The organism is Rhodovulum sp. MB263 (genome assembly GCF_002073975.1).
In the GTDB taxonomy this organism is placed as follows: domain Bacteria; phylum Pseudomonadota; class Alphaproteobacteria; order Rhodobacterales; family Rhodobacteraceae; genus Rhodovulum.
The window spans coordinates 2,234,558-2,256,955 of record NZ_CP020384.1; the positions used below are offsets into that span (position 1 = coordinate 2,234,558).

Consider the following 22,398-nt stretch of genomic DNA (forward strand, 5'->3'; position numbering starts at 1 on the left):
CGCCCGCGATCAGACCCGGCGTGCAGGCAGGGCGGCACCGGTCAGCCGGGCATGTTCCTCCATCGCGAAGCGGTCGGTCATGCCCGCGATGTAATCGGCCACGATCCTGGCCAGCGCGGTCTCGCCCTTTGCCGCGGCGACATCCTCGCGCCACTTCGCGGGCAGGTATTCGGGATGGGCCAGATAGAGCGGGAAGAGCTCGCGCACGATTTCCGTCACCTCGGTGCGCATCTTCACCACCGAGGGCGCGCGATACATGCGATGGAACAGGAACGAGCGGATCTCGCGCAGGCCGTCGTAAAGCGCGGGCGAGAAACCGATCACCGGGCGGCCCAGCGCCCGGACCCCGGCCGCGCTCGACGGGGCCGCCTCGGCCAGCGCGACGCGGGCACCGTCGATGACATCGCTGACCATCACCCCGAAGAAACGCCGGAGCGCCTCGTGGCGGCGGCGCTTGGCGTCGATCCCGGGCGCGACCGCATCGACCTCGGCAAAGCAGGCGCCCAGCAGCGGCAGTTCGGCCAGCTCGGACTCGGTGAAGAGCCCGGCCCGAAGCCCGTCATGCAGGTCGTGATTGTTGTAGGCGACATCGTCGGCAATGGCCGCGACCTGGGCCTCGGCGCCGGCATGGGTGTGCAGTTCCAGATCGTGGCGGGCATCGTACTCGGCCAGCGCATAGGGCAGCGGGCGCGGCACCGGGCCGTTATGCTTGGCGATGCCCTCCAGCGTCTCCCAGGTCAGGTTCAGCCCGTCGAAATCGGCGTAATGCCGCTCCAGCCGGGTGACGATCCGGATCGCCTGGGCATTGTGATCGAAGCCGCCGAAAGGCGCCATCAGCTCGGCCAGCGCATCCTCGCCGGTATGGCCGAAAGGCGTATGGCCCAGATCATGCGCGAGCGCCACCGCCTCGGCCAGTTCCACGTTCAGCCCCAGCGCATTGGCCATGGTCCGCGCCACCTGCCCGACCTCGATCGTATGGGTCAGCCGGGTGCGGAAGCTGTCGCCCTCATGGACGACGAAGACCTGGGTCTTGTGCATCAGCCGCCGGAAGGCGGAACAATGGATGATCCGGTCGCGGTCGCGCTGGAAACAGGACCGGAAGGCGCTTTCCTGCTCGGGGTAGAGCCGCCCGCGGCTTTCCGAAGGTTTGCATGCATAAGGCGCCAGCATTGCCGCTCCGTCGCTTGTTCCCGTCACATCTGCCCATATATTCAAGGGGGACCGGAATTGACATGAGGGATTTCACTTAAGATGGACCTGACGCTTCCGCCCAGAGTCACCGAGCGCGCCTATGCGCGCCTGTCCGAAATCGGCGCCGCGAAACAGGGCAAGGCGCTCAGGGTCGCCGTCGAGGGGGGCGGCTGTTCGGGATTTCAGTACGCGATCACGCTGGACGACCCCGCCGAGGACGATCTCGTGCTGGAAGGCGCGGGCGAGAAGGTGGTGGTCGATTCGGTCTCGCTGCCCTTCCTGCAAAACGCGACCATCGACTTCAGCAAGGAACTGATCGGCGCCAAATTCGTTATAGACAATCCGAACGCCACCAGCTCCTGCGGCTGCGGCACCTCGTTCTCGATCTGACCTCCGGCCGCGCCGGAGGCCCCGAAAGGCGGATATGGACGGCATCACCCAGCTCGTGCCGCGCGACCGGTTCCTGCCGCTCTGCCCATGCGAAACCCGCGCGGGCGAGAGGCGCCGCGCGGGGATAGAGATCGAATTCGGCGAGCTGACGGAGGCAGAGGCCGCCGATGTCGTGGCCCGGACGCTGGGCGGTACGCCCCGCGAGATCGCCGCCCATGATTTCGAGGTCGAGACGCCCGGTCTCGGCCGGGTCTCGATCTGCCTCGACACCTCCTTCCGCGACAAGGCCGGCAGCGCCCTGACCGATCTGGGACTGCAGCTCGGCCGCGCCGTGGTGCCGGTCGAGGTGGTGACCCCGCCGCTGCGTCCCGATCAGCTGCCCGAGGCCGAGCGCCTGCGCGGGGCGCTGCGCGCCGCCGGGGCCCGGGGCAGCCGCGAAGGCGTCTTTCTGGGCTTCGGGCTGCATCTCAACCCCGAGATCCCGGGGCAGGACGCGGCCGATCTGCTGCCCGTGATCCGCGCCTTCGCGCTGATCGAGGACTGGCTCCGGAAGGCCGATCCCATCGATCCGTCGCGGCGGGTCCTGCCCTTCGTCGATCCCTATCCGCGCAGCTTCGTCGACCGGCTGGCCGCCGCCGGGGGAGACTGGACGCTGGAGGCCTTGCTCGACGCCTATCTGGGCGAGACCCCGACCCGCAATCGCGGGCTCGACATGCTGCCCTGCCTCGCGCATCTGGCGCAGGACCGGGTGGCGCAGGCGCTCGGGCCGGGCGCGGCCGCGATCGGCGCCAGGCCCACCTTCCATTACCGCCTGCCCGACTGCCGCATCGACGAACCGGGCTGGCGGCTGGCCTATGAATGGAACCGCTGGGTCATGGTCGAGCGGCTGGCCGCCGATACCGCCGCGCTGGAAGAGCTGGCCGCGGACTGGCTCGAGTACCGCGCCGCGCTGACCACCACCCGGTCGGACTGGTTCGCGCATCTCGACCGGGTTCTGTGCAAACTGGAACTCTGGGACGGCTCATGTGGCAAAGACGGCAAGACCGGCCCCTGATCGCGGTGACGACCTCGGCCCGCTCGGGCTGGCGGGTCTTTCCGCTGGTGGCGTTCAGCCTCTGGCTTGCGGGCGGGCGCGGCGTGCGCTGGGGCACCGGGCGCAGCGCCGATATCGACGGGGTCGACGGGCTGATCATCGGCGGCGGCGACGACATCTCGCCCGATCTCTACGGCATGCAGCTGGTGACCTCGGCCCGGCTCGATCCCGCGCGCGACGCGCTGGAGCGCCGCCTCGTCGAGGCCGCCATCGCCCGCGGCAAGCCGGTGCTGGGCATCTGCCGCGGTGCGCAGATGCTGAACGTGGCGCTTGGCGGCACGCTCGATCAGGACGCCTATGGCACCTATACCGCCTCGAAACGGGTCTGGACCATCCTGCCGCGCAAGGCGGTGACGGTCTGCCCCGGCACCCGGCTGGCCGAGATCGCCGGTCCGGATCCGATGCGGGTCAATGCGCTGCATTCCCAGGCGGTGGCCCGGCTCGGTTCCGATCTCGAGGTTGCCGCCCGCGACCGGGGCGGTATGGTGCAGGCGGTCGAGCGTCGCCGCGATCCCTTTGCGCTGGGGGTGCAATGGCATCCCGAGCATCTGTTCTATGCCCGGCGCCAGCGCGCGATCTTCGCCGCGCTGGTCGCCGCCGCAGCCGCCGGGCGGCGCGCGCATGGACAGCTGCGCGCCATCGACGCCATGCTGGAAAAGACGACTCTTTAAGATATGTTCAGAAGAACGCAGCGCAACCCCCGATCGGGGCACAGGTCCTCTGTGAAAAATGCCATGGACTTGGCGACGGAAAACCGCGACCCCCACGTTACGGAAACACGCGCGAACCTGAGCCAAAACCTGCAAACCCAGGACGGAGACCTGTAATGCGTAAAGTTCTTCTGACCGCCGCTCTCGCCGCGCTGCCGCTGGCGGCTTCGGCTGCCGACGTGAAGGATGACGTCGTCGAGGCCCGCCAAGGCTACTATTCCCTGCTCGGCGCCAACATGGGCACCCTCGTGTCGATGGTCAAAGGCGAAACCGAGTATGACGGGGCCAAGGCGCAAACCGCGGCCGACAACCTTCTGACCCTCACCAAATACAATATCGGCCATCTTTACATGCCCGGAACCTCGTCCGAGGACATGCCCGGCAAGACCGCTGCCCTGCCCAAGATCTGGAGCGACATGGGCGGCGTGCAGGAAAAAGGCATGGCCTTCGTGAAGGCGGTCGAAAACCTGCAGGAGGTCGCCGGGCTCGACAAGGGCGAGCTGGCCAAGGGCATCCAGCAGGTCGGCGGCTCGTGCAAGGGCTGCCACGACAACTACCGCGCCAAGCACTGAGCAAAAGCGAGGATGGAGCGATGAAGGATACGCGCATCGAGGAGGCCGGCGGCGCCCGTCCGGGTGCCGAGACGCTGCAGACCGTTCCGATCTGGGACCCGTTCCTGCGCCTGTTCAAATGGGCGCTGACGATTTCGGTCGTGGCGGCCTGGGGGCTGGGCATGTTCGGGCCCGATGTCATGACCCTGCATTTCTGGTTCGGTTACACGGTGCTCGGCCTTCTGGCCTTCCGGCTGCTCTGGGGCCTCTGGGGCCCCGAGCATGCCCGGTTCGCAAACTTCGCCTATGGCCCGGTCGCGATCCTGAAATACGTCTTCGGGATGTTCAGCAGGAAGCCGTCCTACTGGCCCGGGCATAACCCACTTGGCGGGCTTTTCGTCTTCGTGCTGCTGGCGGTGCTGCTGCTTCAGGCAGGATCGGGCCTGTTCGTCGACCCCGACGATTACATCAATGTCGGGCCGCTGGCGAAATATGTGGGCTCCGAGACCACCCGCGCGGCGCTCAGCTTCCATGTCCAGCTTGGCTGGGTGGTGCTGGGGCTGGTCGGGCTGCATGTCGCGGCCATCCTCTTCTACAGCAAGTGGAAGGGCGAGAACCTCGTCAAGCCCATGATCACCGGCCGGAAAACCGTCCGCAAGAAACCCTGAACGCGCGCGGGCGCGACCTGGCCTGCTCAGGCCGCGCCCCGTTTCCCGCCAGAACCGCCGAAAGGCGCAGGCTCTGGCAGACGGCCGCTCCCCGGTGAGGAACCGCCAAGCTCCGAGCTCTCCCGAAACCTTCGGCAGATGCGATGGCCCCTTTTGCCGGGATGTCCGTCGGCGTAGAGGGCGTGCATGGATTATGATGCGATCGTGCTGGGCGCCGGAGCAGCCGGGCTGATGGCCGCGGCAACGGCCGGACAGGCCGGAGCGCGGGTGCTTGTACTCGACCATGCCGACAAGGCCGGGAAGAAGATCCTGATTTCCGGCGGCGGCCGCTGCAACTTCACCAATACCGGTGCCGAGGCGGCGTGCTTTCTGTCCGGGAACCCGCATTTCCCGAAATCCGCCCTCGCCCGCTATACCCAGTGGGATTTCCTCGCTTTGGTCGAACGCCATGGCATCGCCTGGCATGAAAAGACGCTGGGACAGCTGTTCTGCGACGGCTCCTCCCGGCAGATCCTGGCCATGTTGCTCGACGAATGCGCCCGGGGCGGGGTCGATATCCGGCTCGGGACGAAGATCGGCGAGATCGGCCATGGCGACGGACGCTACCGGGTGGCTGGCGCCAGCGCCGCGAACCTCGTCATCGCGACCGGCGGCCCCTCGATCCCGAAGATGGGCGCGACCGGCCTTGCCTACCAGATCGCCGAGCGCTTCGGGCTTGCCGTCGTGCCGCCGCGCCCCGCGCTGGTTCCGCTGACGCTGGGCCCGCACGACGCGGCCTTCCGGGCCATTGCCGGCCTGTCCTGCCCGGTGATCGCGCGGGTCGGGTCGGCCAGCTTCCGAGAAGCCGCGCTGTTCACCCATCGCGGGCTGTCGGGTCCCGCGATCCTGCAGGTCTCGTCCTACTGGACCCCCGGCGCAGCGGTCGAACTGACGCTGATCGAGAACGCCCTCGACATGCTGCGCGAGGCACGGCGGCAGATGCCGCGTGCCCGGCTGCGCGCCGCCCTGAGCGAGCAGCTTCCGAACCGTCTGGCCGAGCTTCTGGCCACTCAGATCGGCCTGGAGAAACAGCTTGCGAACTGTTCGGACGCCGATCTGGAGCGCGCGGCAGCCCCGCTTACCCGGCTGACATTCCACCCCACCGGCACCGAGGGCTATGCCAAGGCAGAGGTCACGGCGGGTGGGATCTCGACCGAAGCGCTGTCCTCGCGCACGATGGAAGCGAAGGCCGTGCCCGGCCTGCATGTGATCGGCGAGGCCGTCGATGTCACCGGCTGGCTTGGCGGCTACAATTTCCAATGGGCCTGGTCCTCGGGCCGGGCGGCGGGCATGGCGATTGCCGAGCGGCGCCGGAACTGACCGCGCCCCTTGCCGCGACACCGCCGCTCCCGCCCCCGGCGGTCATGACAGGCAGGCCGACCCGCAGACCGCCCCCGCCCTTTCCTCCCATGCCTTTCAGACACCTCTGGCCTGCAAAGGCGCCGGGGCAGAGCGCGGCGCGGCGCGGCGCCCGCGCATCACCGGCAGAACCGGGCGGTCGTCGCGACGGGAAAGCGCGCCGCAGCCATGTGGGACGAGGCCCGGAAGGTCAACGAGATCGGGCGGCACGCCCGGCACCGAGACGCATGTGACCAGGGCGAAGACACGGTATCTTTGTCGAACAGCCCCGTCAGCAGGGCCCTGCCGCGCGCGTCCAACCCCGGCCGGACCGACATCAGACATCCCGGCCCCACCCCGCCCCAGCCAAGGAGGCACCGCCGGATGCGCTCCTTCTGCCCGGACGCGCACGAGGGCGAGGCTCAACGTCCTGGAGATCGGCCCCCATCCATCCCGGCGGTGGCACCGGGGAATGACCGCGACGAGCACATGGAGCCCCCTGCCAGAAAAGGCAGGGCGATCACCGGCAACAGCGCGTCGAGACCGCGCTGCAGGATCGTCGGCACGCCGCGCGCTCGGCTGGAAAAGAACGCTCAGCAGCCTGATCGACGATACCGAGCCGACGCCCGCCTGCGGCCTCACGGTCGACAGGACCGATGAGATTTCCGTCTTGAGCGGAACCAGAGGCTCGACTTACGCCGCCATGGACCGCCTGATCGCATGGCGGCGAAACGAATTGCACGGAGGCTCGCCGGCCAGTCACAGGACAGCCCCATCGGTCGGCAGTGCCGGCAAAAACGGTTCCATCCCGCCCGGACACACCGACCGGCATCATGTTAACCCAAAACATTAATATTGGACTATATTAGCCTGATATTTAATATTTATAATTCACTGAACGCGATCCGTACCTGAGCAAGCGGGCCAGTTGCGCAGCCCTCTGTCGGCGAAGGCCCCGCCGAGAGAAAAGGCCCGGGAACGGCGCGCGCATCGCAACAGACGCGTTGAACTCGCCGCTTATCCTGATAGTCTCGCCGACACCTAGGGGAGCCCCGGCATGGGGCTGAGAGTCTGCAGGCACGGCCATGGCCCGGCGCAGCGCAGTGACCCTTCGAACCTGATCCGGATCATGCCGGCGAAGGGACAGGACAGGAACGCTCTCTTGCCCTTGCCGGCCGCAGCATATGAGGCGGCCTTGCCCTTCCCCAGCATCCCCGAACGCCCCATCCCCGCGGCCATCGCGGTGGTGATCCGCGCCAGGCAGGTCCTTCTGGTCCGCCGGGCCAATCCGCCCGATGCCGGCCGCTGGGGCTTTCCCGGCGGAAAAATCGACCGCGGCGAGACCGTGACGGAGGCGGCCCTGCGGGAGCTGGCCGAAGAGACCGGCATTCGTGCCGAACCGCTGCGCGTCCTCACCGCGCTGGATGCCTTCGATCGCGACGCCTCGGGCGCCCTGCGCAGCCATTTCATCCTGATCGCCCTCTTGTGCCGCTGGACGGCCGGCGAGCCTGTCGCGGGCGACGATGCGCTCGAGGCGCGCTGGGTCGACCTGGACACATTTGCCGATACCGAGCTTGCGCTGAGCCTCGATGTCGCCGAGGTCGCGGCGCAGGCCGCCATGTTGATGCAGGAGATGCAATCATGATCGCCAACATCCTAACAATCGCCGGCACCGATCCGTCCGGAGGCGCCGGCATCCAGGCAGACATCAAGACTTTCTCGGCACTTGGCGCCTATTCCTGCTCTGCCATCACCGCCGTCGTCGCGCAGAACACCCAGGGCGTGAGATCCTTCGTCGCGCTCGATCCGGGCTTCGTGGCCGAGCAGATCGACGCCGTGCTCGACGATGTGCGCATCGACGCGGTCAAGATCGGCATGATCGCGAATGCCGCGATCGCCGAAGCCGTGGCGGACCGGCTGAGCCATCACGCGGTCGGGAATATCGTGCTCGACCCGGTCATGGTGGCCAAGAGCGGTCACGCGCTGCTTGCGCCCGAGGCGGTCGCGGCGGTGCGCGAGCGGCTCCTGCCGCTGGCAAGGATCATGACCCCGAACCTGCCCGAGGCGGCGGTGCTGCTCGGACGCGAAGACGACTGGACGGCAGAGGCCATGCAGGCCGCCCTGCCCGACCTGTTGGCCATGGGGCCGGAATGGGTGCTGCTCAAGGGCGGCCATCTCGCAGACAGCGCCGAAAGCACTGACCTGCTGGCGGGCCCCGAGGGCATCACCCGCTTCGCCGCCCCACGCCTGGTCACGACGAATGACCATGGCACCGGCTGCACGCTGTCCTCGGCGATTGCCGCGCTCTTGCCCGGCCGCGACATGGTCGAGGCCGTGGGCACGGCCAAGACATATCTTCACGACGCGCTGGCAGCGAGCGAGGCCCTCGATGTCGGCCATGGCCACGGGCCGGTGCATCACTTCCACGCGCTCTGGTCCGATCACCGGCCCCCTGTCGTCTGACGCGGCCTTCAGGCGTTCCGCCGGGCGGGGAAGGCGCGGACGGGGCGCGGACGACCGGCTCCGGCGGTTCGGCTGTAGAGGCGCGGACCGGTCCGGGCCCGGCCCGACCAACCTCTACAGGCCGGGCGGGGTGATCGTGCGCGTCAGGAGCCTGCGATCCGACCCTCGCCGGGCGAACGGAACGTGTTTGCGCCTTGCCACAAGTGAACACCCCCGGTTGTAGGACGCCCGCCCTGCCCGCCCCGGTCACGCGCCGAAGCGCTCGGCCCCGGGAAGGGAGATCTTGGCCTTCATGAAGGTGACGGCAGGCCCCGCCTGCCATCACGCGGCTACCGGCCAGTTCGCAACCCAGCCATCCGCCACGCGCCGAGGCCTGACAGGCCGTCAGTCTGGTGCGGTCCAGCCGGTCCGCCCAATAGGGCATTAGGGTGGCATGAATGGAGCCGGTAACCGGATCTTCGGGAATACCGGCCCCCGGAACGAAACAGCGCGACACGAAATCGGCGCGGCCTCCCGGCCTTTCGCGCGCGGTGATCACCAGACCGACCGGCCCGAGCCCGGCAATCGCCGCCAGATCGGGAACGAAGTCGCGAACCCGGTCCGCCCCCTCCAGCTCCACGAAGATGTTCTCGAAAGTCCGGAAGATCGCAATCGCCCCGTCGGCGAGCTGTGGCGCGATCTCTGCGGACAATGCCTCCAGCGACTCCGGATCGAGACGGAGCAGATCGAGGCGATAGCCGGACGGGTCCGCGCCTACATGCAGAACGCCGGTCCGGGTGTGAAAGCTCGGGGGCGGCGCCTGGCCCTCATGGGCGATCAGCACATGCGCGGCCGCAAGCGTGGCATGGCCGCAGAAATCGACCTCCCTGCGTAGGCGTGAACCATCTCAGCTCCCAGCCGCCTTCGGCGCGGCCGACCGCAAAGGCGGTCTCGGCCAGATTGTTCTCGCGCGCGATCACCCGCATCAGCGCCTCGTCCAACCAGTCCGGCAAGAGCAGCACGGCCGCCGGGTTTTCCGGACAAGACCTCGTCGGCGAAGGCATCGACCTGGTACATGATCATCAGGTGCCCTCCGGAGCCTGCCGCTCCGGCATGTCGGACCTCACGAATGGCGGCGACGCGTTCCGCCCCGCTGCCCCGGGCGCCCCGCGGTCGAGCGGCCCTTGGACCGGGCCGAGGCCTCGACCGCCTCTTCGACGGCCGATTGCCGCGCCAGCGGGTCGTCGGCAATCGCCAGATCGACCGCCTCGAGCCGCTTGATCTCGTCGCGCAGCCGCGCCGCCTCCTCGAATTCAAGGTTCTCGGCCGCCTTGCGCATGCTGGCCCGAAGCCCGTCCAGATGGGCCTCGAGATTGCCGCCATGCATCGGCTTCTCGACCGTCGCGGTGACGCGGGACATGTCGGTATCGCCCTGATAGAGCCCGGCCAGAATGTCCTCGACATTCTTCTTCACCGTCTCGGGCGTGATGCCGTGTTCCTCGTTATAGGCGATCTGCTTCTCGCGCCGCCGCTCGGTCTCGCGCAGCGCCCGTTCCATCGAGCCGGTGATGCGGTCGGCATACATGATAACACGGCCCTCGGCATTCCGCGCCGCCCGGCCGATGGTCTGGATCAGCGAGGTCTCGGAGCGCAGGAACCCTTCCTTGTCGGCATCGAGGATCGCGACGAGGCCGCATTCGGGAATATCGAGCCCCTCGCGCAGAAGGTTGATGCCGACCAGCACGTCGAAGGCGCCAAGGCGCAGGTCGCGCAGGATCTCGATCCGCTCGATGGTGTCGATGTCGGAATGCATGTAGCGCACCCGGATGCCCTGTTCGTGCAGGTATTCGGTCAGATCCTCGGCCATCCGCTTGGTCAGCGTGGTGCAGAGCGTGCGGAAGCCCTTGGCCGCGACCCGCCTGACCTCGTCCAGCAGATCGTCGACCTGCATCTCGACGGGCCGGATCTCGACCACGGGGTCCAGAAGCCCGGTCGGCCGGATCACCTGTTCGGTGAAAACGCCACCGGTCTGTTCCAGCTCCCAGGCGCTGGGCGTGGCCGAGACGAAGACCGATTGCGGCCGCATCGCGTCCCATTCCTCGAATTTCAGCGGGCGGTTGTCCATGCAGGAAGGCAGCCGGAAGCCATGTTCCGCCAGTGTGAACTTGCGCCGGTAGTCGCCCCGGTACATGCCGCCGATCTGCGGCACCGAGACGTGGGATTCATCGGCGAAGACGATGGCATTGTCGGGAATGAACTCGAACAGCGTCGGCGGCGGCTCGCCCGGCGCGCGCCCCGTGAGGTAACGCGAATAGTTCTCGATCCCGTTGCAGAAGCCCGAGGCCTCCAGCATCTCGAGATCGAACTGCGTGCGCTGTTCCAGCCGCTGCGCCTCGAGCAGCTTGCCCTCGTCGGTCAGCTGGGCCAGCCGCTGCTTCAGCTCTTTCCTGATCCCGGTGATGGCCTGCCGGATCGTCGGCTTGGGCGTGACATAGTGGGAATTGGCGTAGACCCGGACCTTGTCGAAGCTGTCCGTCTTCTTGCCGGTCAGCGGGTCGAATTCGGTGATGCTTTCCAGCTCCTCGCCGAAAAACGACAGCTTCCAGGCGCGATCCTCAAGGTGGGCGGGCCAGATTTCAAGGCTGTCGCCCCGCACCCGGAACGACCCGCGGTCGAAGGCGGCATCGTTGCGGCGATATTGCTGCTGCACCAGATCGGCCATGATCCGGCGCTGGTCATAGCTCTTGCCCGCCTCCAGATCGAGGGTCATGGCCATGTAGAGCTCGGGCGAGCCGAGACCGTAGATGCAGGAGACCGAGGCCACGATGATGACGTCGTCGCGTTCCAGCAGCGCCCGGGTGGCCGAGTGGCGCATCCGGTCGATCTGCTCGTTGATCTGGCTTTCCTTCTCGATATAGGTATCCGAGCGCGGCACATAAGCTTCGGGCTGGTAGTAGTCGTAATAGCTGACGAAATACTCGACGGCATTCTCGGGGAAGAAGCCCTTGAACTCGCCGTAAAGCTGCGCCGCCAGCGTCTTGTTGGGGGCGAGGATGATCGCCGGGCGCTGGGTTTCCTCGATCACCTTGGCCATGGTGAAGGTCTTGCCGGTGCCGGTCGCGCCCAGAAGCACCTGGTCGCGGTCGCCCTGCCGGACCCCGGCGGACAGCTCGGCGATGGCGGTCGGCTGATCGCCCGCAGGGGCGAAATCCGAATGCATCACGAAGCGCTTGCCGCCTTCCAGCTTCTCGCGCGGGCGGAGGGCGCCAGCGGCATCTGGCGCATGGGGCTCGGTCGTATGGGGCATGGTGGCGATTCCCGGAAGGCTTTCCTGCCCCAGACTTGTCCCGCCACAGGCCGCGTTCAAGGGGGCGCGGCGGTATCCTGCGGTATGCGGCCCTTGCGCGCGGCGTCGCAAGCCCCCATAACATCACCAACGCCAGACCCCGGAACGGAGACAAGCCATGCGCGCCCGTATCTATCAGCCCGCCAGGACCGCGATGCAGTCGGGACAGGCCAAGACCCATCACTGGGTGCTGGATTTCGGCCCGCAAAGTGCGCGCGAGCTTGATCCGCTGATGGGCTGGACCAGTTCGGACGACACCCAGTCGCAGGTGCGGCTGCGGTTCGAGACCCGCGAAGCAGCCGAGGATTACGCCCGCCGCCACGGCATCGACGCGGTGGTGTTGCGCCCGAAGAAACGCGCCCCGAACATCCGCCCGATGGGCTATGCCGAGAATTTCTCCGTCACCCGCCGCGGCGCCTGGACTCACTGAATTTGTAAATCGGGGCAAAGTTGTCTCGAATTCGGGGCAAGGATTCCGCGAAGCCAAGCTTCGAGCAAGATGTAGGGCGCCCGCTGGGCGCTTTCTCCATATGTTGATTTTGCACCCTCTCGTATCGATCGGGCCAAATTTCGGATGACGAGACCACATGCGGCAGCCACGGTCTGTTTCGAAGGGCTGGGATGCATCCCACCTTCACTCGGCTTTTTAGTCATTTCTCCAGTCAGCAGGTCCAGTGAGGCGCTCGGACCGGCCATAAAATCTCGGATGGGTCCGCTTAGACCGCACGCAACCTGCGCTTGTTGACGCCACTGAACTGAGAGGCCGATCGCTTTGGCGAGGAGTCAGAGAAAGCAAATGAATGCGCAAACGGAAGCATAAGTCTGCGCAAGGGGTGTCAAGGGTGAAACGTACCGCCTCTTCTTCATCGGAATCTCCTCGTTCATCTTGCCGAGAAAATTCTACCTTCGCATCCCCTTAACCATGGGGAGGGTTACCGCGTCACCGAGACCGGACCTTACGCCATACTCACACGGCTTCCGCTGTAATGAACCGGCTGGGCGCGGTGCCGGCGGTGACGTTCCGCGCGAGGACTTCGATCTCCGGATGCCTGCGTCGTTCGAAGTCACTCCGCTGGCGCTTTCCGGGAAACGTCATGGCGGGACCTGCCGCCGACCAGGCGGAGTATCGCGTCTTCCACGTCATCCACGAAGGTGTACATTACCGGGATCACGAGCAGGCTGAGCAACGTGGAGGTAACGAGGCCGCCTATCACGACCGTGGCCATGGGCTGTCGGAAACTCGGGTCCCCTTCGACAAGACTGAGTGCCGCGGGCAGCATGCCGGCCGACATTGCGACCGTGGTCATGATGATGGGGCGCGCGCGCTTATGGCACGCATCCACCAGCGCCTCGAACCGGCTCATGCCGCTGCGCCTGATCTCGATGGCATATTCGACCAGCAGGATCGAATTCTTCGACACGATGCCCATCAGAAGGAGCAGGCCGATGACGGCCGGCATCGAGAAGCTGGTGCCGGTCACGACGAGCGGGAAGAGCGCGCCGCCAAGGGCCAACGGCAAGGCCATGAGAATGGTGACCGGCTGCAGAAAGTCATGGAACAGCAGTACGAGTACCGCGTAGACGCAAAAGATCCCGATCGCCATCGCCGTCCCGAAGCTGGCGAAGAGTTCGGATTGCCGCTTCAGGTCGCCTTGTTCGATGAACCTTACGCCGTCGGGCAGGCTCCGGTACGCATCAAGCTGGCCCGCTTCGGCCATGACCTCCGAAAGGCTCCTCCCATTCAGTTCCAGCGTCACGGTGACGTTCCGCGATCGGTCGAGGCGATTGATCTCCGACGGAGATGATCCGATCGAGACGTCGGCGATGGCGCCCAGCGTGACATTGCCAGCCGTTCCCGCAACAGGGATCATTTCAATGTCCTCGATCGACTGGCGGACGGACCGGTCAAGCAGTATCCGGATCGGGACCTGGCGCTCGGGCAGGTTCAGCTTTGACAAGGCGGAATCGTAGGCGCCCGCCGTGGCGACGCGGATCGCGTCGGAGATCGCCGTCGATGTCACGCCGTAGGATGCGGCGCGCGTCAGATCTGGCGTGATGACGATCTCGGGCGCCTGAAGCGCGGCCGAGGAGATGACGTTGCCAATGCCCTTGATGTTGGCGCGGATGTCTTCCTCGAGTGCGGACGCGGCCTCTTGCAGGCGTTCGGAGTTCTCGCCTGCCAGCGTCAGTTGAAGTTCTGTGCCGTTGCCTCCCGAACCGACCTCGATCCTTGCACCCGGTATGCCCGCGGCCGCCTCGCGAAGTCGGGCCTCGATTTCGGTCTGGCCGACATCGCGATCATCGATGTTCGTGAGATTCACGACGATGGTTGCAGAGGTGACGGAACTCGTGTTTCCCCCGCCGCCCGGGTCGTTTTCGGTGGATGCGGTTCCCGTCACCTGGAACACACCGGTAACGTGATCGATCCCTGAGACCATTGCCGCGACCTGACGAGCGAGGGCGTCGGTTTCATGGATCTTGGTCCCCGGTGGCATGGTGATGCTGACTTGCGTCTGGCTGTCGTCCGAGGCCGGGAAGAAACCGGTGGACAACTGGCCAAGCAGCAGGATGGTAACGGCAAAGAACGCGATCACGCCGAGGACCGGAACCCACCGTCGTTTCAAGGCCCCCCGGATCACGCCCAGATAACGACGCATGATCCAGCCGTCCTTCCGCTTCGCCCGTGCCTTGGTCTTCATCATGTAGGCCGCCATCATCGGCGTTACGAAACGCGCCACGAGCAGCGAGCAGAACACCGCGACCGAAGCGGTGATACCGAACTGCTTGAAGATGATGCCCACGACCCCGCCCATGAACGCCGTCGGCAGGAACACCGCAATCAGGGTGAAGGTTGTTGCGATAACCGCGAGGCCGATTTCGTCGGCGGCCTCCATCGATGCCTGATAGGCCGGTTTGCCCATGTGCATGTGACGCTCGATGTTCTCGACCTCGACGATTGCGTCATCGACGAGGATGCCGACCACCAGCGACATGGCGAGCAGCGTGACGGTATTCAGCGAATATCCGACCAGATCCATGACAAGAAATGTCGGGATCACCGACAGCGGCAACGCGACCGCGGCGAGAAGTGTCGCACGCCAGTCGAGCAGGAAAAGGAAGACCACCAGAACCGCGATGGCCGCGCCCTCGTAAAGCATGTCCATTGACGCGTGGTAGTTCTGCTCGGTCGGCAGGATGGTGGTATACGCCTGTTCGATCTTGACCTGAGGATTGTCGGCGGCGAACGCTTCGACCGCTTCGGCCACGTTCTCGGTTACTGCCAGATCGGAATATCCCTTCAGACGCTTGATTTGCGCCGCGATGACAGACTTGCCGTTCTGATAGGCAAGCGAGGACAGGTCTGAATGCGTGTCCGTCACGGTGCCGAGTTCGTCCAGCCGGACCCAGCTTCCGGTCGGCAAGGGGATCGGCATCGCACGCAGCTCCTCCACATCGGCAGCGGCGGCGAGCAGGCGGACGGATTGCGAGGACGCGCCCACATCGGCCTGACCGCCCGAGAGGTCGCGCTGGACCTCTTGCAGGCGCGCGTTTACGTCGGAGGCGCTGAGGCCGAGGCCGTTCAGCAGATCGGGGTTCAGTTCGACCCGGATCTCGCGGTCGATGCCGCCGAGCCGGCCGACTTCGCCGACGCCCTCGACCGCCATCAACGCACGCTCGAAATCGTTGTCGATGAACCACGATAGTTCCGCATCGTCGAGCCGGTCTGAACTCACGACGTAGGTGACAAGTGGCGAACTGCCGATGTTGCTCTTGGACACGGTGGGCGCGTCCATTTCGGTCGGCAAATCGCTCTCGGCCTGATCGACCGCGTTCTGGACCTCATCAAGGGCCACCTGCACGTCCTTGCCGACCTGGAAACTGACCGAGATATCCACGGAGCCGTCGGTGATGGTGGTCGTCACCGAGTCGAGCCTGTCGAGCCCCGTGAGTTGATCCTCGATCTTGCGGGCGACCTCGGTCTCGAGCTGCGCCGCCGCTGCCCCTTCGAGGGACGCCGAGACCGAAATCGTCGGCAGGTCCATGTCGGGAAAGTTCTGCACATCGAGACGCTGGAAGGCCATCAGCCCGGTCACGGTCAGAAGGAGGAACGCCAGGATCGGCGGAACCGGGTTTCGGATCGCCCAGGCCGAGAAGTTCATTGTGCGGCCTCTGAATTGCCTGAGATGTTATTCGCTTCCCGCGTCACCACGCGGACCTTCGATCCGTCGGACAGGAAGGCGCCCCCCGAGCGGACGACCTTGGCGTCGGTGGGGAACTGACCGATGATCTCGACGCGATCCTCCTGCCGACGGCCGGTCTCGACCCGCCGCCGCGACACGGTCGCCGGATCGCCCTCGTTGAGGATGAAGACGTAAGAAAAGCCGTCCTGCAGCACGACGGATGAGGACGGGACGCTCAACGCCTCGCGCTTCCCTGTCTCGAAGATGCCGCTGACCATGATCCCGGTCTTAGGTTCGGGGCCACCTTCGGGCGTGTCCAGGGCCACATAGACGATGACGCGGCCGTTGGTTTCCGAGGCCGAGGGCGCAATCTGGCGAACCGTGCCGTGAATGTTGCCGATCGGGGCCGGAATGCGGACCTGACCGCCGATCTCAATGTTGCGCAATTTTGTTACCGGAACCTCGGCCTGCCATTCGACCCGACCGTCCCGGATCATCCGGAACAATTCCTGCCCGGCGGACACCACATCGCCGATTGCCGCATCGGCCTGCGATATCACACCGTCGCTCACCGCGACGATCCGTGTCCGTTCGAGGTCCAGCCTCGCTGACGACAGCGCCGCCTCGGCCGAGGCGACGTCGGCCTTCGCCTTTCGCTCGGTGATCAGGTATTCCGAGATCTGTTGCTGCGAGATCGATCCACCGCCTTCCAGTCGCCGCGCCCGATCGGCATCCGCAGAGGCCTGCTCGAGCTGCGCCTTGGCGCTGTCGAGCGAGGCAGCAAGCTGCTCGATGTCGTTCTCCAGCGTCTTGCGGGACAGCGAGACCAGCAGATCGCCCTTCCTGACGGTATCGCCGACATCGACCGTCACCTCCTCGATCCTCTGGCCACCGACCTCGGCCGAGATCAGGGCCTCGCGCCAGGCTGCAAGCCAGCCGCTGGCCTGGACTTCCACCGGCCAGGTGGCCTGTTCGGGGGACACGATCTCCACCGTCAGGGCGGTGGTGCCAGCGCTTTCCGGCGAGGCGATCGCACCGCCATCGCCATCCGACGACGCAGCATTCGGCTTGCCCGTGAGCGCCAGTGCCGCGCCGATCACCAGCAGGGCGACAAGGAGGAGGCCGAAGACAAGGAATTTTCTGGGTTTCGGCATCTCAGGCTCCATTCGTTGTCTGTGTGCGGCGGGACCAGCCGCCCCCGACGGCCTTGTAGAGAGCGATCCGCTGCCGAAGCAGGCTTTCGCGCTGGGTGATGCGGGTAATCATCGCGGATTGCACTTGCCGCCGCGCCTCCTCCCGGTCGAGCAGCGATGCGCCGCCAGCCTCCCAGTCGTCGTCGATCGCGTCGAAATAGGCCTGGTATTCGGACACGAGTGTGGCGGCATTCGAGAGATTTTTCGAGGCGGTGGAGAGCCGGGTCAGAGCCTCTTCCACCTCGCCAACGGCGGTGAATACCGTGGAGCGATAGCTTTCCGCCGAAGCCAGTGCCTGTTCGTTCGCCGTTCGTACCGCGGCGCGGCGCCGGCCGCCATCGAAGATCGGCAGCGACAAGGCTGGCCCGAAGCTCCAGCTCGAGGGGTCCGTTGCCGTCACCGTCCCGCCCAGGGTCAGCGAGGGATAAAGATCTGCCTTGGCGACATCTACATCGAGAAGCGTCGCCGAGAAGTCGAGCTCGGCCGCCACCACATCCGGACGCTGCCGCAGCAGGTCGGCGGGCACCGATGACACTTTAAACGCCCGTGCCGTCGGCAGGCCGCCCCCCGAGCTCAGGATTGACCGCACCTCGGATTGCGGCATGCCAGCCGCCGTCGCAATGGTCTGCGCGATGACGTTGCAGTCGGCCTTCTGCGTCTCGAGCGAGATCCGCGAACTGGCGACATTCGCCCGCGCGAGCGACAGGTCCGCTGCGGCGCTGATGCCCGCCGCGACAAGGTCTTCCGTCGACCTGAGCGTCTGGGCCTGGGACGAGACCGCATCGCGATACACCGCCTCGACCATCCGGCAGGCACGATACCGGACATAGCCGTCCGCGATCTCTGCCGCGAGCGAGACATAGGCCCCCGCGAAGGACACTTCCTCGGACCGGGCGCGCAGGGCGTCGGCGCCGGTTGCGGCGCGGGTCCTGCCGAACAGATCGAGCTCCCAGCTTGCATCGACGAGACCGGCGTTCGATGTGCTGCGCGCCGTCCCCTGGCCGTCGCTCACGGTCGTCGAAACCTCGCCGGTCACGCCGGGATAGAGGTCGGCGCCGGTCTGGGCGACCGTCGCCCGCGCCGCCAGCACGTTGGCCGCCGCCGTTCTGAGATCGGGGCTCGAGTCGCGGGCCTTCGCCAGAAGGCGGGTCAATTGCGGATCGCCCACCTGCGACCACCATTCCAGGTCGAGCGTCTCGGAGGCCTCCGGCGCAGCCGTGCCATAGCGCTCGGCCAGCGCAACCCGCGCATCCGGCTCGATTGTCGCCACGCTGCAGGCCGCGAGCGTGACAGTCGGAATGAGTAGGGTGAAACGCATGAAAATTCTCGGTAGCTGCTGCCCCCTTCTGCGCCTTCGCTTTGTAAAGTTGTGTTAAGATTTGGATAAGAAGGGTAAAATCCGCCACATGAGGCGCAGGAGGCGGTATGGCTCCAGCAGTGAGACACTGGAGGCCCAGATGACTTCGGTCCTTTTGATTGATGACGACGTGGAGCTGACCGCCCTGCTGGCGCAATATCTGGAGCAGGAGGGCTTCGAGGTCTCCGTGGCCCATGACGGCGAGCGGGCGCTCGGGCGCATCGTGGGGGCGCGGGCCGAGATCGTCGTGCTCGACATCATGATGCCGAAGATCGACGGCCTCGAGGTGCTGCGCCGCATCCGCAAGGAAAGCGCGATCCCGGTCCTGATGCTCACCGCGCGCGGCGACGAGGTCGACCGGGTTTCGGGGCTTGATCTGGGCGCCGATGATTACCTCGCCAAGCCCTGCTCTCCCCGAGAGCTCGCGGCACGGCTTCGCGCGATCCTTCGCCGGGCCCGGGGAACGCGCTCGAAGGTTGAAGCCGGGGTGTCGCGGGGCCCGCTCCAGATGGACGGGACGCGCCGTACCGCGTCCTGGCGCGGCGAGGAACTGAAGCTTACAGGGATCGAGTTCACCCTTCTCGAGGTGCTGGCCGGAGAACACGGGCGCCCGGTCTCGCGCGCAGATCTGTCGCTTCGCGGGCTTGGCAGACCGCTGGCACGCTACGACAGGTCCATCGACGTGCATATCTCTTCGATCCGCCAGAAGCTCGGCACTTTCGAAGACGGCCGCTCCCCGATCATGAACGTCAGGGGCGTCGGCTACCTTTTCGTGGAGGAATAGGCCCGTGACGCTTCGCTTCTTTGCCGCGATCTGGGGGGTGCTGCTGCTGACCCTCGTGCTCTTCGGGCTGGTCATCGCCACGCTCGACTGGCAGCCCCCCGAGGAAGCGCAGCGTGAATTCGAACAGCGCATCCTCTCGCAACAGATGACCCACCTGGCAGAGATCGGCGGGGTCGAAAACGCACTCGCCATCTGGGCCATGCTGGCACCGGCGCACGAGGATTTCAAGGTCGCAGCCGATCCGTCCTGTCTGGTCAGCGGGGACATCCGGGACGAGGCGGGCGACTGTCTCTTCATCCGCGACGAACGTGCCTCCCGCACCTTCACGGGCCTGGCAAAGTTCGAACCGATGCTGACCCCGCTCGTCCTTGGAGCGGTGATCTCCTCCATCGCAGCCATCCTGCTGTCGCAATGGCTGGCTCGTCCGATCCGCATCGTGAGCCGTGGCCTCAAGACGCTCGCCGGTGGGGATCTGGGCGCGCGGCTCGGTCAGGACCTGCAAACTTCCAACAGGGAACTTCTCGAACTCGGGGCCGCCTTCGATCACGCCGCCGAACAGCTACAGGAGCTGTCGGTCGGACGGCAGCGGCTGTTCCACGACATCTCGCACGAGATACGTTCGCCGCTCGCCCGGCTCCGTGCCGCCGTGGAGCTCATGGAATCGGATCCGCGCCGCTATTCCTCCATGCTTGGACAGATGGAAACCGACATCCGGCGGCTCGACCAGCTCATAGAGGAGATACTGATCCTCGCCCGATACGAGAGAACCGAGGTTCCGCTGCGGATCGAGGCGCTCGATCTTGTGGAGCTGATCGAGCCGATCATTGCCGATGCCGCCTTCGAGGGCCAGGATCGAAACGTGCGCGTCGAATTCGAGGCTCCCGAGACGCTTCCCCTCAGAGGCGACGCAGAGCTCCTCCACAGGACATTCGAGAACATCATCCGGAATGCGATCAAGTATTCGCCCAGGGACAGTCGTGTCGTTGTCCGGGCGGCCCGCACGACCTGCATTGCCACGATCAGGGTCGAGGATGAGGGGCACGGCGTGGCCCACGAAGATCTTCCCCACCTGTTCACGCCATTCGTTCGCGTCGGACTGCAGAACGAGACCGCGGGCGTCGGGCTCGGCCTCGCCATAGCTTACCGGGCCGTTGCCCTGCATGGCGGCCAGATCACGGCGACCAATCGGCCTGGCGGAGGGCTGAGCATGATCGTGAGCCTGCCTTTGGAGCATGGCAGCAGCGGCTCACACAAACCCCATCAATGCGCCGTCCCGGAATTCAACATCAATTCCATTACCCGCCACAGGTCTTCTCTGGCCGATCTGAATGACCCGACTACCGAACGGAAGCTGTGAGGCGATTGCACCACCCCAGGGGTTTGGCGGAGGCTGGTTGCGGTTAATCGCGCGACCATGTCTTCAGTTTCCAGCGCCGTAAAGAAGTTGGCCTCTGCTTCGGCTGGCGCGATGGTCCCGACGGGGTCAGCACCAGCACACTGCGCAGCCTGAACATCCCGCGCCACCAGCTTGGTGCGAAGCGCCTATATGACAGCCTTGTCCTTGACGCATTTGGCTCCGGGCTCTCAACTGAAGGTGACCTTTCAGGAGATGCGGAATGCGACAGCCTGTTTGGGGCGTCCAGTTGAAGGGGGGCAGGCGCCAAAAACGTGATGATCGCGTCGTGAAATATCATCGCGCGACAGGAAGTCGCCTTCCCGCCAGCCGGAAACACACCCGGATTTCATTGCCGCATGGGCCGCTGCGGAAGCCGGAAGCGCCGATCCGCTGGCGAAGGCTGCCCGCGTCGCTCCGGTGGCCATTGGCTCCCTGCTCGCGCCGCGCGGCCCGGAGATAGCCGGTCTTCGTCTTTCCTTTGCCCGGATCCAGCCTCGGGGCGATGGTTTCGTCAACGTAGGGTCGGGAGCTGTCCGCCATCAGCCGCCTGGCCATATGGTCGACCATGGCGGCGATCCGCCCCGGTCCGACCCATCCAGTCGGCCAGCACCGAGCGGTCGATCGACACCCCATGCCGCGCCATCACCACGGCCTGCCGGTTCAGCGACATGTACTCGGAATGCTCTGAGACGGCGATCTGGGCCAGCAGCGCCCCGGTGATGGTGAAGGGGTCGTGAGCAAGGCGCCCTGCGGATGGGCAATGCGGGGCGCATCTGCCCTGGCATCGGTCATCCTACCCGTTTCGTTCCTCCGCATGCGGTTCCGGGCTGCCACAATCATTAACGCTATATAGCTTGACAATATAACGAATCGCCGCCGCCGCGCGACGGCGTCTGCAAGAATGGGGGACAGACATGTCAGTGCTTCTACGGCTGGTGCGAACCGGCTGTCTCGTGTCGTGCGGCTTCGGCCTTCCGGCCCTTGCCCAGCAGTCCCCGGACGGGCCGGACGAGGTCTTCGCGCTTGGCGAGATCGTCGTCCGGTCGTCCGACGAGGCCGCGCAGGGCGGCACCAGCAGCACGATCGGCGCCGAAGAGATCAGGCGCACCAACCGCGCCACACTGGATGACGCGCTGCGCAGCCTGCCCGGTATCTCGGTCGGCAATACCGGCGGCTCGCGGAACGAGCGCCTGATCTTCGTGCGCGGGTTCGACCGCTATCAGGTGCCGCTCTACGTGGACGGGATCCGCGTCTACCTGCCCGCGGACAACCGGCTCGACTTCGGGCGCTTCCTGACGCCGGACCTTTCGGAAACCCAGATCCAGAAGGGCTATGTCTCGGTGCTGAACGGGCCGGGTGGCATGGGAGGCGCGATCAACCTGGTGACCCGGCAGCCGACCGAAGCTTTCGAGGGCGAGGCACGGCTCGGACTGGAGGCGGGTAACCGCGGCGGCCTGACGACGCGCACCGGCTATTTGTCGCTGGGCAGCCGGATGGAGCGGTTCTTTGTCCAGGGCAGCTACCTCACGCGCGACAATGACGGGTATTACCTGTCGCACGACTACACGCCGACCGAGGTTCAGGGGGGCGGGACGCCGCGACTATTCCGACAGCGAGGACAGCCGCCTGAACCTGAAATTCGGCTTCACCCCCAACGCGACCGACGAATACGTCCTGAGCTATACCCGGCAGGAGTGGTCGAAGAAGGCGCCCTATAAT

The 22,398-nt window shown here is 65.9% G+C and carries 18 protein-coding genes, 2 pseudogenes and 1 riboswitch; of the genes and pseudogenes, 12 read left to right on the forward strand and 8 right to left on the reverse strand.

All coding sequences use genetic code 11. The features are described from left to right. Positions 1–9: 9 nt before the first annotated feature. Positions 10–1,170 (reverse strand): deoxyguanosinetriphosphate triphosphohydrolase, encoded by a 1,161-nt coding sequence (locus B5V46_RS10400; protein ID WP_080616542.1) that lies wholly within the window; start codon positions 1,168–1,170, stop codon positions 10–12. An 87-nt stretch (positions 1,171–1,257) separates the two neighbouring features. Between B5V46_RS10400 and B5V46_RS10405 the strand changes: the two genes are divergently transcribed. The 8 genes from B5V46_RS10405 to thiD all read left to right on the forward strand — a co-directional run bounded on the left by B5V46_RS10405 (position 1,258) and on the right by thiD (position 8,443). Continuing rightward, complete coding sequence (locus tag B5V46_RS10405; protein WP_080618015.1) at positions 1,258–1,581, forward strand: iron-sulfur cluster assembly accessory protein; 324 nt, start codon at positions 1,258–1,260, stop codon at positions 1,579–1,581. Positions 1,582–1,615: 34 nt separating this feature from the next. Continuing rightward, positions 1,616–2,635 (forward strand): amidoligase family protein, encoded by a 1,020-nt coding sequence (locus B5V46_RS10410; protein WP_080616543.1) that lies wholly within the window; start codon positions 1,616–1,618, stop codon positions 2,633–2,635. Then, positions 2,605–3,345, forward strand: coding sequence for a gamma-glutamyl-gamma-aminobutyrate hydrolase family protein (locus tag B5V46_RS10415; RefSeq protein ID WP_080616544.1), 741 nt, complete (start codon positions 2,605–2,607; stop codon positions 3,343–3,345). The genes B5V46_RS10410 and B5V46_RS10415 overlap by 31 nt, the downstream gene beginning before the upstream one ends. 155 nt (positions 3,346–3,500) lie before the next feature. Then, complete coding sequence (locus tag B5V46_RS10420; RefSeq protein ID WP_080616545.1) at positions 3,501–3,956, forward strand: cytochrome c; 456 nt, start codon at positions 3,501–3,503, stop codon at positions 3,954–3,956. A 20-nt stretch (positions 3,957–3,976) separates the two neighbouring features. After that, on the forward strand, positions 3,977–4,603 hold the full coding sequence (locus B5V46_RS10425; protein ID WP_080616546.1) for a cytochrome b/b6 domain-containing protein: 627 nt from the start codon (positions 3,977–3,979) through the stop codon (positions 4,601–4,603). Between the two features lie 186 nt (positions 4,604–4,789). Beyond that, the gene (locus B5V46_RS10430; RefSeq protein WP_080616547.1) at positions 4,790–5,962 is read left to right on the forward strand and encodes an NAD(P)/FAD-dependent oxidoreductase; all 1,173 of its coding nucleotides are present in this window, start codon (positions 4,790–4,792) and stop codon (positions 5,960–5,962) included. A 1,051-nt stretch (positions 5,963–7,013) separates the two neighbouring features. Next, positions 7,014–7,142: riboswitch (TPP riboswitch) on the forward strand. Then, positions 7,143–7,625 (forward strand): NUDIX hydrolase, encoded by a 483-nt coding sequence (locus B5V46_RS10435; protein WP_231119085.1) that lies wholly within the window; start codon positions 7,143–7,145, stop codon positions 7,623–7,625. Next, the gene (thiD, locus tag B5V46_RS10440; RefSeq protein ID WP_080616548.1) at positions 7,622–8,443 is read left to right on the forward strand and encodes a bifunctional hydroxymethylpyrimidine kinase/phosphomethylpyrimidine kinase; all 822 of its coding nucleotides are present in this window, start codon (positions 7,622–7,624) and stop codon (positions 8,441–8,443) included. Before B5V46_RS10435 ends, thiD begins: the two co-directional genes overlap by 4 nt. Positions 8,444–8,843: 400 nt before the next feature. Here the strand turns inward: thiD and B5V46_RS20860 are convergent. From B5V46_RS20860 to uvrB, 3 genes and pseudogenes are all read right to left on the reverse strand, one after another. Next, a pseudogene (locus tag B5V46_RS20860) lies at positions 8,844–9,266 on the reverse strand (PhzF family phenazine biosynthesis protein); the annotation flags it as partial. After that, positions 9,250–9,486 (reverse strand): PhzF family phenazine biosynthesis protein, encoded by a 237-nt coding sequence (locus B5V46_RS20865; RefSeq protein ID WP_369822776.1) that lies wholly within the window; start codon positions 9,484–9,486, stop codon positions 9,250–9,252. The pseudogene B5V46_RS20860 and the gene B5V46_RS20865, both read right to left, overlap by 17 nt. A gap of 59 nt (positions 9,487–9,545) precedes the next feature. Continuing rightward, the gene (uvrB, locus tag B5V46_RS10450) at positions 9,546–11,729 is read right to left on the reverse strand and encodes an excinuclease ABC subunit UvrB (RefSeq protein WP_080616549.1); all 2,184 of its coding nucleotides are present in this window, start codon (positions 11,727–11,729) and stop codon (positions 9,546–9,548) included. Between the two features lie 157 nt (positions 11,730–11,886). Between uvrB and B5V46_RS10455 the strand changes: the two genes are divergently transcribed. Continuing rightward, complete coding sequence (locus B5V46_RS10455; protein WP_080616550.1) at positions 11,887–12,198, forward strand: ETC complex I subunit; 312 nt, start codon at positions 11,887–11,889, stop codon at positions 12,196–12,198. A gap of 634 nt (positions 12,199–12,832) precedes the next feature. Here B5V46_RS10455 and B5V46_RS10460 read toward each other — a convergent pair. The 3 genes from B5V46_RS10460 to B5V46_RS10470 are packed head-to-tail and all read right to left on the reverse strand — an operon-like array spanning position 12,833 to position 18,460. Then, the gene (locus tag B5V46_RS10460; protein ID WP_080616551.1) at positions 12,833–15,928 is read right to left on the reverse strand and encodes an efflux RND transporter permease subunit; all 3,096 of its coding nucleotides are present in this window, start codon (positions 15,926–15,928) and stop codon (positions 12,833–12,835) included. Further along, positions 15,925–17,103, reverse strand: a complete 1,179-nt coding sequence (locus B5V46_RS10465; RefSeq protein WP_080616552.1) for an efflux RND transporter periplasmic adaptor subunit — start codon at positions 17,101–17,103, stop codon at positions 15,925–15,927. Before B5V46_RS10465 ends, B5V46_RS10460 begins: the two co-directional genes overlap by 4 nt. Before the next feature lies 1 nt (position 17,104). Continuing rightward, entirely contained in the window at positions 17,105–18,460 is a 1,356-nt protein-coding gene (locus B5V46_RS10470) for an efflux transporter outer membrane subunit (RefSeq protein ID WP_080616553.1), read from the reverse strand. 139 nt (positions 18,461–18,599) lie between these two features. On the opposite strand from B5V46_RS10470, the gene B5V46_RS10475 reads away from it, so the two are divergent. Further along, complete coding sequence (locus B5V46_RS10475) at positions 18,600–19,283, forward strand: response regulator transcription factor (protein WP_080616554.1); 684 nt, start codon at positions 18,600–18,602, stop codon at positions 19,281–19,283. Between the two features lie 4 nt (positions 19,284–19,287). Next, on the forward strand, positions 19,288–20,640 hold the full coding sequence (locus B5V46_RS10480; protein ID WP_080616555.1) for an ATP-binding protein: 1,353 nt from the start codon (positions 19,288–19,290) through the stop codon (positions 20,638–20,640). A gap of 483 nt (positions 20,641–21,123) precedes the next feature. Here B5V46_RS10480 and B5V46_RS10485 read toward each other — a convergent pair. Beyond that, positions 21,124–21,397 (reverse strand): annotated as a pseudogene (locus B5V46_RS10485) (transposase); the annotation flags it as partial. A gap of 196 nt (positions 21,398–21,593) precedes the next feature. Between B5V46_RS10485 and B5V46_RS10490 the strand changes: the two are divergent. Next, complete coding sequence (locus tag B5V46_RS10490; RefSeq protein ID WP_231119087.1) at positions 21,594–22,397, forward strand: TonB-dependent siderophore receptor; 804 nt, start codon at positions 21,594–21,596, stop codon at positions 22,395–22,397. The last annotated feature ends 1 nt before the right edge of the window (position 22,398 follow it).